Source organism: Streptomyces sp. UG1 (genome assembly GCF_049974585.1).
Lineage (GTDB): Bacteria > Actinomycetota > Actinomycetes > Streptomycetales > Streptomycetaceae > Streptomyces.
Genome location: NZ_JBNGGG010000021.1, coordinates 51050 through 65700 on the forward strand (window position 1 = coordinate 51050; position 14651 = coordinate 65700).

Annotated in this window: 10 protein-coding genes; 3 read left to right on the forward strand and 7 right to left on the reverse strand. The window is 66.5% G+C overall.

Annotated elements, in window-relative coordinates; all coding sequences use genetic code 11:
- Window positions 1-711 precede the first annotated feature (711 nt).
- The 3 genes from ACP4J3_RS23400 to ACP4J3_RS23410 are packed head-to-tail and all read left to right on the forward strand — an operon-like array spanning window position 712 to window position 3976.
- Complete coding sequence (locus ACP4J3_RS23400) at window positions 712-2133, forward strand: ABC transporter substrate-binding protein (RefSeq protein WP_426537488.1); 1422 nt, start codon at window positions 712-714, stop codon at window positions 2131-2133.
- A gap of 8 nt (window positions 2134-2141) precedes the next feature.
- Complete coding sequence (locus ACP4J3_RS23405; protein ID WP_149830766.1) at window positions 2142-3086, forward strand: carbohydrate ABC transporter permease; 945 nt, start codon at window positions 2142-2144, stop codon at window positions 3084-3086.
- On the forward strand, window positions 3083-3976 hold the full coding sequence (locus ACP4J3_RS23410) for a carbohydrate ABC transporter permease (protein WP_426537490.1): 894 nt from the start codon (window positions 3083-3085) through the stop codon (window positions 3974-3976). Before ACP4J3_RS23405 ends, ACP4J3_RS23410 begins: the two co-directional genes overlap by 4 nt.
- A gap of 184 nt (window positions 3977-4160) precedes the next feature.
- On the opposite strand, the gene ACP4J3_RS23415 is transcribed toward ACP4J3_RS23410, so the two are convergent.
- Genes ACP4J3_RS23415 through ACP4J3_RS23445 form a run of 7 tightly spaced genes read right to left on the reverse strand, consistent with a single transcriptional unit; the run spans window position 4161 to window position 14591 of the window.
- Entirely contained in the window at window positions 4161-5564 is a 1404-nt protein-coding gene (locus tag ACP4J3_RS23415) for a family 43 glycosylhydrolase (RefSeq protein WP_426537492.1), read from the reverse strand.
- A 41-nt stretch (window positions 5565-5605) separates the two neighbouring features.
- Entirely contained in the window at window positions 5606-7396 is a 1791-nt protein-coding gene (locus ACP4J3_RS23420; RefSeq protein WP_426537494.1) for a glycoside hydrolase family 30 beta sandwich domain-containing protein, read from the reverse strand.
- A gap of 7 nt (window positions 7397-7403) precedes the next feature.
- Window positions 7404-8735, reverse strand: a complete 1332-nt coding sequence (locus ACP4J3_RS23425) for a non-reducing end alpha-L-arabinofuranosidase family hydrolase (protein ID WP_426537496.1) — start codon at window positions 8733-8735, stop codon at window positions 7404-7406.
- 5 nt (window positions 8736-8740) lie between these two features.
- On the reverse strand, window positions 8741-10036 hold the full coding sequence (locus ACP4J3_RS23430; RefSeq protein WP_426537498.1) for a family 43 glycosylhydrolase: 1296 nt from the start codon (window positions 10034-10036) through the stop codon (window positions 8741-8743).
- Between the two features lie 14 nt (window positions 10037-10050).
- The gene (locus ACP4J3_RS23435; RefSeq protein WP_426537500.1) at window positions 10051-11538 is read right to left on the reverse strand and encodes a family 43 glycosylhydrolase; all 1488 of its coding nucleotides are present in this window, start codon (window positions 11536-11538) and stop codon (window positions 10051-10053) included.
- Window positions 11539-11589: 51 nt separating this feature from the next.
- Complete coding sequence (locus tag ACP4J3_RS23440; protein ID WP_426537502.1) at window positions 11590-13110, reverse strand: RICIN domain-containing protein; 1521 nt, start codon at window positions 13108-13110, stop codon at window positions 11590-11592.
- Window positions 13107-14591, reverse strand: coding sequence for a GDSL-type esterase/lipase family protein (locus ACP4J3_RS23445; protein ID WP_426537504.1), 1485 nt, complete (start codon window positions 14589-14591; stop codon window positions 13107-13109). Before ACP4J3_RS23445 ends, ACP4J3_RS23440 begins: the two co-directional genes overlap by 4 nt.
- Between the last annotated feature and the right edge of the window lie 60 nt (window positions 14592-14651).

The window sequence follows — 14651 nt, forward strand, 5'->3', positions numbered from 1 at the left end:
GCACCGCGCACTCCCAGCCTTTGGACGTACGACCTGCGGCCACCGACATCGTGACCCGCATGATGGCCCAGGCGCGTTGGCCGACGGCGACACTCCGGACCTGGCGGGCATCGTCATCGACCGGTTCCCCCGCGACGGTCCCAGGCGTTCGCCGAGCACCTGTTCACCGACCCGACCGAGACCGTGCGGCCCTTCGGGGACGACCTCCTCGAGCTCGCGTCCCCAGGCGCGGCCCTTGAGCGGGTACCCCACAGCTACTACGCCGCCGCGGCCGAGCCGTGGTCAATCCGCTGGTTGCACACCATCGGTGATGAGCTCCCCGACCTCCTTGCCGCCATAGGCCTCAGGTTGCCGCGGCGAGGGCCCTGATCGCCGACCCGGTGCGTGCTTCGCGTTCGTAGAGGGCATCTGTGATGACCTGGCGCACGACAAGACGGCCGCGAGTCTCACCGCAGCCGCCGACACAGCGTGGCACCTGCTCACGCTTCTCCGCCCGGTTCCGCGCGATGGGCTGCTCTGCCGCTCCCCCGTCACTTCACCGCCGGCAACGGGATCACATCGGTCGCCGCCACGGCGCTGCTGTACGGGGCCGGCCAACAGGCGCAAGCAATCGAAAGTTTAACCGTTTGTATTGACACTATTCGGGCGTGGGGCTAGCTTCCGAGTCCCAAATGTTAAATCGTTTCAACACACCCTTCGAGTGGAGTGCTCGTGCCTCAGCTTCCCCGCCGCACCCAACTGATCGGCGCCGCTCCGGCCGGCGCCGTGAGCCAGTTCCCCAGGCCGCCGGCAGGCCAACACATCAGCCGGCGCCGCTTCCTCACCAGTTCGGCGCTTGCGGCCGGTGGCGCGTTATCAGTGCCGCTGCTCGGAGCCTGCAACGCCAGCACGGAGTCCGGCGACGGCAAGACCGTCCTGACCGTCATGTACATGGCCAACGAGCTGACGAAGGAGCATATCGCCGACTTCGAGGCCAAGAACCCCGATATCAAGATCAAGTTTATTGCGCACGACGGCACCCGGCTCAACGCGATGCTCGCCTCGAACGAGCCGCCGGACTTCGTGCGCGGGCCGGCCGTCGGCAGTGCGCGGACCAATGCACAGGGGTTGGCCACCGAGCTGGACCAGTACCTGGACAAGAGCAGCGTGTTGAACAAGGAAAGCCTGCTGCCTGTCAACGACAGCTTCCGGTGGGACGGCAAGCAGATCGGCAGTGGCCCGTACTACGGGCTCGTCAAGGACTGGAGCCAGGACGCGACGCTCTGGTACAACCGGGCGCTGTTCAAAGAGGCCAAGATCGAGCCGCTGAGCACGACCGAGCCGATCTCCTACGACGAGCTGTTGGAGATCGGGAAGAAGCTGACCAAGAAGAGCGGCGGCAAGACTCAGGTCTACGGCCTCGGCGTGGAATGGGCATGGAACCTGTACGCGCCGCTCTCGATGATGATTCTCCAGCAGGGCGGCGAGGTCTACAGCTCGGACCTGACCGAGACCGATATGACCACGCCGCAGGCCCTGCGAGCGCTGAAGTGGTACGTCGACTTCGCCAAGGCCGGCGTCGGTCCCACCTCCCTCGACCCGGCGCCGGACGGCGCAGACCTGTCGCTGTTCCTCGCCAAGCGGATGGCGATCACCCAAGACGGTTACTGGTATGGCGGCAATTTCGTCGAAGAGTCCGACGAGATCAAGAACAACATCGCGATGGCGCCTGCGCCGGTGATGGGCGACAAGCGGATCAGTCCGACGTACGCGGGCTGGGGCGCCTACATCCCCGCGAAGGCCAAGCACAAGGACGAGGCCTGGAAGCTCATGGAGTACTTCATGGCCGGGAAGCCGTCGGAGGACCGGGCCAAGAGCGGCTGGGGCATTCCGGCCTTGAAGTCGCAGCTGGAGATGATGCCTCAGGAGCTGCCGTACCAGAAGCAGGTCTATCAGACGCAGCAGGCCGAGTTGGAGTACGCCGAGCAACTGCCCGACTCTCCCTACATCGGCGGCGCCACCGCATGGGACCCCGTACTCAACAAGCACCTTCTGCGGGCCATCAAGAACGAGGTCACCGTCGAGGCCGCAGGCAAGGCGATCACCGATGAGATCAACAAGCTCTTGCAGCAAGGCAAGGACCAGATCGGCTAGTGACCGCCATGACAACGAAAGGGACCCGGCGACGCAGGAAAGGCTGGCAGCGGTATTCCAGCCGGACGTTCTACCTGTTCGCCTCGCCCTGGCTGCTCGGCTTCGCACTGCTCACGGCGCTACCGCTCGGCTACGCGTTGGCGATCAGCTTTACCAACTTCGACGGTCGCAGCCCACGTTGGCGCTGGGTGGGCTTGCGCAACTACACCGAACTCTTTGACGACGCGGATGTCCTCGCCAGCATGGTCCGCACCCTCGCGTTCACTGCGATCGCGGTGCCGATCATGGTGGCCGGCGGGCTCGGTCTGGCGGTGCTGCTCAACCAGCGGCTGAAGGCGGTCGGCCTGTTCCGGGCGATCTTCTTCCTGCCATCGGTCGTCCCGATGGTTGCCGCGGCCATCATGTGGAAGCTGATCTTCAACCGGGACGTCGGCATCCTCAACGAGATTCTCGATGTGATCAGCATCCCTCCGGTCACCTGGCTGGTCGACCCGAACGCGTTCTACGCGCTGGTCATCCTCATCCTGTGGGGACTCGGCGGCGGGATGGTGATCATGCTTGCCGCCCTGCAGGGCGTGCCGGCTGAACTGGAAGAGGCGGCGATCATCGACGGCGCCAACCGCTGGCAGGTTTTCCGGAACGTCACCGTTCCGATGATCTCGCCGGTCATCTTCTTCCAGGTGGTGACCGGCGTCATCTTCACCTTCCAGATCGTCATTCAGCCGCTGTTGCTGTCGCAGACGCGCGAGGTCGGCCAGGTGACTCACGTGCCGGAGAGCACCCACCTGTTCATGGTGCAGGTGTACGAGGAGTACTTCGCCAACAATCGCTACGGTTACGCCTCCGCGATGCTGTGGGTGTTCTTCCTGGTCATCCTGGTCGTCACGCTCATCGTGCTGCGGTCCAGCCGGCTGTGGGTGCATTACGAGGTCGACAGCGAGGCTGACCGATGACGCAGACCACCGCGGCCACGCCGCCCGCCGTCAGCACACCGCCGACTGCCCGGCGTCGGCGCCCACGCCGTCGGGGCAACGCGGCGCGCACCTACCTGATCCTGATGGCGCTCGCGGTGCTGTTCGCCGGCCCCTTCGTGTGGCTTGTGCTTGCCGCGTTGAAGACCAAGGCGGAATGGGTGACGATCCCGGCGACCATCCTGCCGGAGGATCCACAGTGGGGGAACTTCACGCAGGCCCTCACCGAGATCAACTTCCTGGCGTACCTGGGGAATTCGGCGTTCCTGTCGTTCGTGTTCGCGACTCTTGTGACGTTGTCCAGTGCGGCGGTCGGGTTTGCCTTCGCCCGCCTGCGTGGGCGCGGCAAACGCCCGCTGTTCGTGTTGGTGCTGTCCACCATGATGCTGCCGCAGATCCTCACCCTGATCCCGACGTACGTGCTGTTCGCCAGGGTGGGACTGGTCAACACGTACTGGCCATGGGTGATGTGGGGCCTCGCGGCGTCGCCATTCCTGGTGTTCTTGTTCCGCCAGTTCTTCGCCGCCATCCCCGCCTCACTGGAGGAGGCGGCGATCATCGACGGGTGCGGGTACGGCCGGATCTTCGTGCAGATCTTCCTGCCGCTGTCCCGGCCCGTGCTGTTGACTTCTTTTGTGCTCTCGTTCACCTGGACCTGGGGCGATTGGATCGCCCCGGCCCTGTTCCTCGATCCCGACCAGACCACACTGTCGGTCGCTATCGCCTCGTTGTACGTCGACCCTCATGGCAACCCCGACGCCACGGTGCAGGCGGCCGCCGCCACCCTCTACGTGGTACCCGTCCTGGTGATCTTCCTGTTCGCTCAGCGCTACTTCATCCGCGGCGTCGTCAGTTCGGGCTTGAAGGGATAAACCTCGATACGCCTGGTTCTGGCGGTCGCGGATGGCGCGACCGTCCGATCCACCGCATCCGCCGTGAACGCGACCGCGGTCCATGCCACGGCCGCCGCAAAGGCTTCACCGAGTCCGAAGACGCCCGCCTGCTGGACACTGCCCACCCGACCTCACGCCGCCATACCCCCGCTGATGAAGATCCCTATATCGGGTCGACGCCGTCAATGGTCGGCACGACCGGTCGGATGCTGCCATCGGCATTGAAGTACAGGCGGTCGATCATGGTTTCGCGGTGGGTGCCGTCGCCGTTCGGGATGGCGAAGCGGTGGTAGGCGATGTACCACTGGTCGGTGCCGGGGACCTGGACGACCGAGTGGTGACCGGTGGCCTTGATGCCTTGGCTCAGGTCCTTCTGGAGGATCGTCCCGACGCGGTTGCTCCAGGGCCCGGTCGGTGAGGAGCCGGTGGCGTAGGCGACCCGGTAGTCCTCTGAGCGGGTGTCGTTCTCCGACCACATGAAGTAGTACGTGTTGCCGCGCCTGGCGACGAAGCTGCCCTCGTTGTAGTTCGCCGGCCGGTAGGTGCGCACCTGCGAGGAGTTGAACGAGACCATGTCGCTGTTCAGCGGCACCTGGTGCGAGGAGCCCTGGCCCCAGTACAGGTACGACCTGCCGTCGGCGTCGGTGAATACGGCCGGGTCGATCATCTGGCCCGCATGGGAGCCGGCCGGCACGAGCGGCTTGCCGAGGGCGTCGCGGAACGGGCCGGTGGGTGAGTCGGCCACCGCCACACCCAGGTGCTTGCGGGTGTCGCCGCCGGCGCGACCGGCCGAGAAGTAGAAGTAGTACGTGCCGTTCTTCTCGGCGATGCCCGGGGCCCAGGCCGAGTTGTCCGCCCATGCGATGTCGCTGTCGACGTCCAGGATCACGCCGTGGTCGGTCCAGTTGACCAGGTCCTTGGAGGAGAAGGCCCGGAACTGGGTGCCCGACCAGCCGGCGAAGCCGTCGGTGGTCGCGTAGAGGTAGTACGTGTCGCCGAACCGCACGATGTTGGGGTCGGCGAACAGTCCCGGGATCGCGGGGTTCGACACCGTGTTCAGCTCCCACTGCTGGTTGGTCCCGGTGCCGCAGGTCTGCTGCCGGAGGCGGGTGCCGTTGGCGGTCGAGGCGCCCGGGACCTCGAGGCATTTGCCGGAATGCCGCGCCATCAGCCGGGTGTGGCCGGCGCCGGTGTTCTCGATCTTCCACTGCTGGTTGGTCCTGGAGGAGCACGGCCACTGGATGACCGCCGCGTTGTCGGCGGCAGAGGCACCCGAGACGTCCAGGCACTTGCCGGAGTGGCGGGCGGCGAGCTGCACATACCCGTTACCGAGGTCGCGGATGCGCCACAGCTGATTCAGCCCGTCATTGCACGTGTACTGGCCGACCTCGGCGCCGTCGGCCGTCGAGGCGCTGACGACGTCGGCGCACTTGCCCGAGTGCCGGGCGATCAGCTCGACCGAGGTCCCGTCGGTCAGATGGTGGGCGGCCGCCGCCGGGGAGACGGTGGTGAGGGCCAACCCGAGGCCGAGTATGCCGGTGAGCGCCGTTCTGCCTGCCGTTCGCATGACAACTCCTGAAGGTGTGATCGGAGGAATGCGGGTGCTGTTCAGCCCGGGGCGAGTTCGACGTAGTCGAGGTTGGGCAGACCGCCGCCGCCGGTGGGGTTGAAGCGGATGATGTTGCTGCCCTCGCCGACGTTGACGGTCAGCGTCTTCGACATCCACCTGGACCATGCGCCCGTGCCCTCGAACGACACCTGCTGGACTCGCGTGCCGTTGACGATGAGATCCGCGGGCCGGGCCGTCGTGGTGCCATTGGCGAACCTGACCGCGATGGTGGCGGTGCCCGCGCCGGCCGCGTTGACGGTGAACTGTGCATAGGCGCCGGCGGCGTTGTCACCGTTGCAGAATCCGGTGCCCGAATAGCCGGGCCAGTTGGCGTCGATGGTGCCGCTGCACACCGTCGGCGCCGACTCCGCCTCGTACCGCGAGGCGGAGTCGCTGCCCCGCACGACGTAGGTGACGGCCGACCGCGCCGGCACGGTTGCGGTGAAAGCACCGTCCGTCACGGCAAGCGCGGGCTGGGCCGTCATGCTGTTGCCGCCGTTCGTGAGGTACGGCGTCGCCATGCCGCCGCCGATACCGGTGTTCCGCAAGGAGAACGTGACCTCGTTGGCGCTCGTTGCCGCGTTGAGGGCGACCATGACCACGGTGCCGTCCGTGTTGCGGAAGGAGGACATGCGCAGATTCCTGTCCGATGTCGATGCTGCGATTCGGGTCGCCCCCGGACGAATGAACCGGCTGTAGTTGGCCATCGCCCATAGCCGCTTGGACACGCGGTATGCATCGCCATCGAGCTGGATGAAGCCGCGGGTGGCCCCGGTGGATGCGCCATACCAGTACACGTAGGCGTTGACGTTGCCACCGGTCAGCGCCGTGTGAATCTCATTGGCCACCCGGTATCCGTCGTAGCCGCTGCCGTCGTCCCAGGCTTCGTTCCACGTGGTGCCGTCCGGTGACCACTCGGACATCCACGTCGGCTTCGATGTGGGCAGGGGTGTGCTCGGGTAGCTGCCGTACGAGTGACCCGTGTGCAGGTCGACCAGCCCGCGTGCTGTGCTGTCGGCCTCGATCGCATGGGTATAGGTTTTCTGCCCGTCCCAGCCGACCACATCGCAGCACGCCAACTTCAGCCCATTGGCGTCCGCGAGCGGCCCGAGGACCCTGCTGAACTCCACCGCTTGCGCCGGCGTCAGCCGCATCGACGAATAGTCGGTGGTCCAGTTCGGCTCGTTGGTGAAACCCAGATCGGTGATGGCGATCCCTTCCTGGGCGTAGAACTTGGCGAACTGCACCAGATAATTCGCGTAGGCGCGCCGCCAGTCGTCGCCGGCGCACGAAGCGCCCGACAGCCCGCACAGCGTGCCGCCGTTGGTGTCGCTGCCGTTTGTCTTCATGTAACCCGGCGCACTCCATGCGTCGGCGTAGAACCGGTTGACCCCGTAAGCCTGCGCCTGTTGCGCCAGCCAGACCTGGCCATCGTCGTTGCCGTTCCACACATAACGCGGTGTCGCGTTCGGACCACCGGGATTCACCGGCTGGATGGAGCCGCTGCCGGAGGCGATCCCCAGCCGCAGGATCGACAGCCCCGCACCGGTGGAACGCGACAACAGCAGGTCCAGGACCTCCTGTTGCTTCTGGGCCGACAGTCCCTGCGATCCGCGCATGATTGCCGAACGGCCGAAGAATTCGGAGAAGCCAAAGCCATCGATCTTCTGGTATTCGGTCGAGCCGTTCACGGTCACCGTTGCGGCCGCCGGAGCCGGGGGTTCGATCGCGGCAGTGCCGGCGACAGCCGTTATCATCGCGGCCATCACGGCGAGCAGTCGACTTTTCATGGCAACCTCAGCAGGTCGAGTTCGTTTGGGTGAGCAGGCCGAGCCGCCACGGCAGCAGGCTGTACGGGTCGCCGGCATTCGGGTCTTTGCCCTGATACAGGTACCGCATCCCGCACGGGCTGATGGGCAGTGTCTGGTCGATGCCGTTGCGGATCATCTCGCCATGGCTGATGTCACGCGTCCACGTCGTGCCGCTGAATGTCACGTTCGCCGCGCCGGCGAACGGGCTGGCCTCTGTCACGGCCAGCGCCGTCCACGGTCCGGTGATGGCAGGTGACGTCCACGAGCGGAAGTAGCGCTTGCCGCCGGAGCCGATCGCCTCGACTATGGGCAGATATTGCGAGCTCGCTGAGCGGTATACGTTGGCCGCTTCCCACAGCGGATATCGAGCGCTGTCCTGCATGGCGATGACGGTGTTACCGAAGCCGTTGGGGAAGTTTGACAGTGAGGTCTCCGACCGGTACAGGTGGCCGTTGGCGTCGGAGGAGAACAGGTAACAATTCGCGCTGTCGCAGATCACCCAGAAGTCGACCCAGTAACCGTTGCCGATGTTGTCCCTGATGATCTGCGGCATTCCGTCGGCGTAGAAAGGCTTCGGCGCGCTCCACGACCGCGGGTTGCTGATGTCGGACGTCGTCGAGTACGCCGCGTTCGATCCGGTCTGGAAGACGAGATACCACTTTTGCTGCGGCGCGAAGTAAAACACCTGGGGCGCCGCTTTGTAGCCGCCGCCGATCGCGGTCTGATCGAGGTAGTGCTGCGTGGCAGAATTCGCCTGCGACCAGTCGGTGAAGTTCAGATACACCATGCTGTATGCGCCACTTTGGTTGGTGGTCGTGGCGAAGACGTGATAACGGCCGTTGTGGTACACGACCGACGGATCCTTGAGTGCGCGGATGTTGGGCAGCCCGGTGGCGGCAGCCGACCTGATCCGGATGATGTGGTCTCCGGCGCTCATCGGCACCGTGAGCGTTTTCGTCGTCCAGGACGACCAGGAACCGGTGGGCTCGAACGAGACACTTTGGACGGTCGCGCCGTCGACCAGAACGTCTGCCGGGCGCGCGGTTGTTCCACCGTTGGCGAAGCGTATGCCGAGCGTGGCTGTGCCCGCCGTCGCCGCGCTCACGGCAAATTGTGCGTGCGCGCCGACGGCGTTGTCCGTGTTGCAGAAGCCGGTGCCGGAGAACCCGGACCAGTTCGCATCGATGGTGCCGACGCAAGTGGCGGCGGCGCTCTCCGCCTCGTACCGCGCCGCCGCCGCGTGCGCCGAATTCCCTTGTGCCACAACGAACGTACTGATGAGCAGGCATAAGCCCGCGATGGCAGACTTCAGTCGCATGACGGCTACTCCAGGTGGAAAGTGGCGTCCGCGCGGTCGGTGGCGGTGGCCGGGTCGGCCTGGCCTGCCCGCCGGGTGAAGCTCGCGCCGTTCTTGAACCCGGTCGTGCCGTCGCTCTTGTCCAGCCAGATCTCGTAGTTCCGGTTCCGCAGGTAATAGCCGGGATTGCTGGTTGACTCCAGCGACACCGTGCCGCTTCCGGCCAGCCCGGTGACCATACGGAACTGCGACTCGGCCAGGTTCGTCATATCCGCGTCGATCCGTCCGCGGAACGAGACCTGCCGGATGTAGCGGTCCGGGAAGTTGTACGACCTGAACCGGTACGGCGTCACCCCGTCCGGCACCGGGATGCCGAAGTTCGGTGTGCCGTCAGCGTTCCAGTACAGCTTCTGGATGCGGGTCCGCCGGTTCGGGTCGCCCAGCGGATCGCCGCTGATGTCGCGGTAGCTGCGGTCGTGGTAGACGAGGATGTCGCTCTGCCCGTCCTCGGAGACCGTGAACGAGTTGTGCCCCGGGCCGTACTGGCTCGTCGCGGCGTTGCTCCTGAATACCGGCTGCTGCCTCTTGCTCCACGACGCCGGGTTCATCAGGTTGGCGGTCACCGGAGCGGTCAGCATTCCCATGCAGTAGTTGCTGTCCGTGGCGCTGGCCGAGTAGGTCAGGAACACCCTGCCGTTGCGGATGAGCACCGACGGGGCTTCGTTGACCTTGTGCCCTTTCGTCTCCCACGACAGCGTCGGCACGCTCAGCCGTGCCGGGGTGCCGGAGATCGTCCAGGGGTTGCTCATCGGCGCCAGGAAAAGGCTGCTGTTGTTGCCGATCGTCGGGTCCTGCTGGGCCCAGGCCAGATAGCGGGTGCCGTTGTACGCGAATGTCGTCGCGTCCAGGGAGAACGTGTCCGCGTGGGTGACGATGCGCCCCTTTTCGGTCCACGTGCCTGTGAACGCGTCGGCGCTGTTCTCCAGCACCCACATCCGGATCCGCCAGACGTCGTTGCTGCGGCCCGCGGCGAAGTAGATGTACCACTTGCCGTTGATGAAGTGGATCTCCGGCGCCCAGATGTGGGCGCCCATGTCCCCGCCGGCGTGCCTGCGCCAGATCACCGACTCGCTCGCGCCGGCCAGCCCTTGCAGCGTCGATGTCCGGCGCAGGATGATCCGGTCGTACTCGGGCACCGTCGCGGTGCAGTAGTAGTAGCCGTCGGTGTGCCGGAAGATGTGCGGGTCGGCCCGCCCGGTCAGCAGGGTTGCCGTGGCCGCAGCGCCCATGGCGGGGACGGCGAGGAAAGTACGTCTGCGCATCGGTCACTCCTTCCTCAGACGGGTTGCAGCTGCCACTGCTGGCAGTTGTTGTTGAGCCAGCGCCACTGGCGTACTGCGGATCCGTCGGCGGTGCCGCAGCCGGGCACGTCGGCGACCTTGCCGCTGTTGACGTTGGTCAGCCGCACCCAGCCGCCCTGATCGGTGACGGGCATGCGATATTTCTGGCAGTTGTTGTTCAGCCACGACCACTGCTGGATATTGGTGCCGTCGGCGGTGCCGCAGGCGTCGACGTCGAGCGCCTTGCCGCTGCGGACGTTGACCAGTCGGCTGGTGTCATTGCCGAGATCCTCGATGCGCCACTGCTGGTTGGTGCCGCCGGTGCAGGTCCACTGGATGACGTCCGCGCCGTCGGCGCCGGAGGCGCCGGACACGTCAAGGCATTTGCCGCTGTGGCGGTTGACGATCCGGTACGCGGACGGCGTGGCCGCGGTCTCGCCGGCCGGCCCGGCGAGCGTCACGCCGGTTGCCGCCGGAGTCCCGAGGTTCGGCGTCCCGTTCGCGTTCCAGGTGAACTTCTGCGCCCGGGTGGTCCGCCCGTTGCCGCAGCCGCCGTTGGAGGCCGAGTTCGCGTGGTAGACGATCCAGTTCTCGGTGCCGTCCGGGGAGGTGAAGAAGCCGTTGTGGCCGGGCCCGTAGACCCTGTTGGCGTCGTTGCGCTGGAAGATCGGGCCGGCTGCCTTGGCCCAGGACGAGGCGGACAGCGGGTCGCCACCGGTGTAGGTGAGCATGCCCAGCTTGTAGTCGGCGGTCTGGCACGAGCTCGCCGAGAAGGTGACGAAGGTCTGGCCGTTGCGCTGCAGCGCCACAGGGGCTTCGTTGACCGGCGCGCCGGACCGCTCCCACGATTTGGTCGGCTGCGAGATGACGCTGAACGTGCTGCTGGCGAGGGTGTACGGGTTGCTCATCGGCGCGATCACCAGGCTCTGCGCACTGCCGCCCACGAACCCGCTGCCGAGCAGGTAGAGCGAGCCGCCCAGACGCAGCACGCTGGCGTCGATGAGCCAGCCACCCGGGGTGAGATTGGAGCCGGCGAGCTTGTTCTTGTACGTGTACGGGCCCATCGGGTCGGCGCCGGCGCTCTCCAGCACGTGGGTGCGCTGGCTGTCGCAGCAGGCGGCGCCGACCTGGCCGGCGGAGTAGTACAGGTACCACCGGCCGTCGATGAAGTGGATCTCGGGGGCCCAGAAGTTGGTCCCGCGCGAGGACGTGCTGTCCTCCCAGACCTGCACGCTGGGCGCGGTGGCGAGCCCGGCCAGCGTCGGCGCCTTGCGCATCAGCAACTTGTTGGTGAACGTCGTCGTGATCAGGTAGTAGTTGCCGTTGTAGTACTCGAGCCAGGGATCGGCCCCCTTCTGAGCCTTGATCGGATTGGCGTACGGGCGGCCCGGTGCGGCGGAGGCCGGCTGCGCGATGCCGACAGACAGCGCCGTGCACAGCGCCATCAGCACGGCAAGGAGGACGCGGTAGCGAGTACCGGACATGTCGGAGCCCTCTCGACAGTGATCGTTTCGGTCGCTCCACGACGGGGCGGCTCAGCCCCAGCGCTGCAGCAGCCGGTCGTACTCGGCCTGGGTGACGGGGAGGACGGTGCCGTGGCGCGGCCGGCCGGGCAGGGAGTAGCCGGAGACGGGCGTCCATTGCCGGGCGTTCAGGTCGGTGGTCGTGAACGGGACGTAGCCCCGCCCGCCGTACTCGTCGATGAACATGTACCAGCGCTCGTCGGTATTCGATTTGAAGACCAACGGGCCCTCGCCCTGGCTGATCGCGTTGTTCCCGAGGCATTCGGCGACGAACGAGTAGGTGCGGTTGAGGACGGTCGCCGACTTCTCCGCGAGGATGAACTTGCCGCACGCGGTCTGCGACGCGCTCCGCTCGTCCTTCGTGAAGCGGTAGTACGTGCTGTCGTGCTTGATCAGCGTCGAGTCGATCGTCGAGTAGCCCTTGTCGACCCAGACCTGTGGGGCGCTGAAGGTCCGGAAGTCGGATGTGCTGGCGTACATCATTCGGTTGTAGCTGCTGCCGGTGTGGTTCGGATCGCCGGCCGAGTACAGCTTCGACGCCCAGAACACGACGTACTTGCCGAGTTCTTCGTCGTAGTACGCCTCCGGGGCCCACGTATTGCCGGCCGTGTCCGGTGAGACGCGTGCCAGGCGTGGCGCGCTCCAGTTCACCAGGTCGGTCGACTCCCAGACCACGATGGACTTGCTGCCCGTGCGCTGGACCTGGTCCCAGTTGCCGTTGCCGTACATCCGCAGGTCGGTGGCGATCTGGTAGAACTTGTCGCCCTCCGGTGAGCGGATGATGAACGGATCGCGCACGCCGCGGGTGCCCACGGTCGAGGTCAGCACGGGCCGTCCGTCGTTCAGCCGGCGCCACCGGGTCGGGTCATTGCCCTGGCTGAGCGCGAAGTAGACCTGCTCGCCGGCGGAGGTGTTCTCACCGGTGAAGTAGGTGAACAGATAGCCGGCGTACTTCGGGACCGGTGCCGCGTCGACCCGGACCAGTTGCCACTGCTGGTTGGCGGCGCCCGTGTCGGTGTACTGGGAGATCCGCGCGCCGTCGGCGGTGGAGCGCTCCCAGACGTCCAGCGCCTTGCCGCTGTTGCGGTTGATGAGCTTGACGTATCCGCTGTCGGTGTCCACGACGCGGAATTGCTGGTTGGTGCCGCCGGTGTCGGTCCATTGGATGACGTTCGCGCCGTTCGCCGTGGACGCTGAGGAGACGTCCACCACCTTGCCGCTGTGCCGGGCCCGGAGCTTGTAGTAGCCGCTGCCGGAGTCGACGAACTGGAACTGCTGGGCGGCCCGGTCGGCGCGGGTCTGCTGCTGGACGGCGGCGCCGTCGGCGGTCGACTGGTCGGCGATGCCGAGTGCTTTGCCGCTGTGCCGCGCCACGAGCTGGTAGTACGCGCCCGGATCGATCACGGCCGCATTCGCCGATGGTCCCACGATCGCCGCGAGGCAGCTGGCGATCAGTGCGCCGACGAGGACGAATATCGTGCGGCGGCGTAACGGACGTCTCGGTGCGGCCGGTGCGTGGAAAGGCTGTCTCATGGAACCCTCCTGGGTTGCAGATAGCTGACCAGGGACAGGTTGTGTTCGCGGACCCCCTCGACGACCAGGTCCGCCATCTTCCCGGCGCCGTACTCGGAGAAGTGGGTGTTGTCCGTGACCCCGTCCTCCGACTGGCGCAGGTAGAGCGCGGCGGAGCTGGTCGGCCCCAGCGACTCCACCAGCGCTTTGCTCTTGGCGGTCAGGTCGATGACCGGCACGTTGAGCGCGGAGCCGAGCCTGCGCATCTCGGCCGGCAGGTCGACGCCCACGCCGTTGACATGGAGCGCGGTGGGAGTGAGCCGGTCGCCGTTGAACTGCCGCCGCACCGGTGGTGTGACGAGAACGGGGTCGCCGCCCTTTTCCCGCACCTGGTTGATCATGGAGGTGAGGTTGCTGCGGAACGCCGATGCCGAAGTGGACTTGTCGTTGTGCCCGAACTGGATGAGTACCAGGTCGTCGCTCTTGATCAGTGGCTTCATGGTGGGGAACAGCGCCGAGTTGCGCAGGAAGCTCCCCGAGCTCTCGCCGGAATCCCCGTAGTTGGCGATGGCCGCGCCCGCCGTCACATGCGTGGGCAGGATCTGGCCCCAGCCGGTCCACGGAGCGAGCATCTGGTCACATGTCGTGGAGTCCCCCGCCAGGTACACCACCAGGGGGTCGGTCGCCGCCTGCACCGTCAGGCCGGACAGCTGCGGCGCCTTTCCGGCGAAGGTGATGTCCAGTCCGGGCCTGCCCGTCCCGCCTTGGCCCGTCGGCTGGCCCTCCGGCTGCCGGACGTTGATGGTGAAGGTGTGCTGGGTGATCGTGCCGGCCGCGGTGTCGACCGCGGGCAGGACGCGGCGGCGGGCCTCCACCGACATCGAGGTGTTGCCCGCCGCGGCGCTATCGCCGATCCATGCGGTGACGGTGAAGTTGCCGGGAGCGACGTCGAAGTGGCAGACGATGGGCGCGCCGCCGGAGCACTGCGGCGGCCGGCCGGGCGGCTCGGGCGATGTGCCGGCCTCGACGTCGAGGTAGTCCACATTGGGCAGACCGCCGGCGCTGGTCGGACTGAGCCGGATCGTGTTGCTGCCTGGATTCAGCCGCACGGCCGAGGTTTTCGTGGTCCAGCTGTTCCATCCGCCGGTGGGCTCGAATGACGTCGACAGCACGGTGACGCCGTTCACCATCACGGCGGCGGGGCGTGCCGTGATGGAGCCGTTGGCGTATCGGATCGCCAGCGTCGCCGTACCTTCCTCAGTCGCGCTCACCGTGAACTGCGCGGCCGCGCCGACCTCGTTGTCGCCGTTGCAGAATCCGGTGCCGGAGTAGCCGTCGTGGTTCGACTCGATGAGCCCATCGCATGTGGCCGGCGCGGTTTCCGCCTCGTACCGGGGGGCCGCGGCGGACGCCACCGCGGGGCTGACCATGTGGCCGGCGCCGGCCAGTATTGCGGCAAGTACGGCAGTGAGCAGCGCTCCGCGCCGTCTGGCTAAAAGCATGATCGACCTCCAGAAGCGTGGAGTGGGGCGGTACCGGATCATCGGCCCCGCCCCACCACA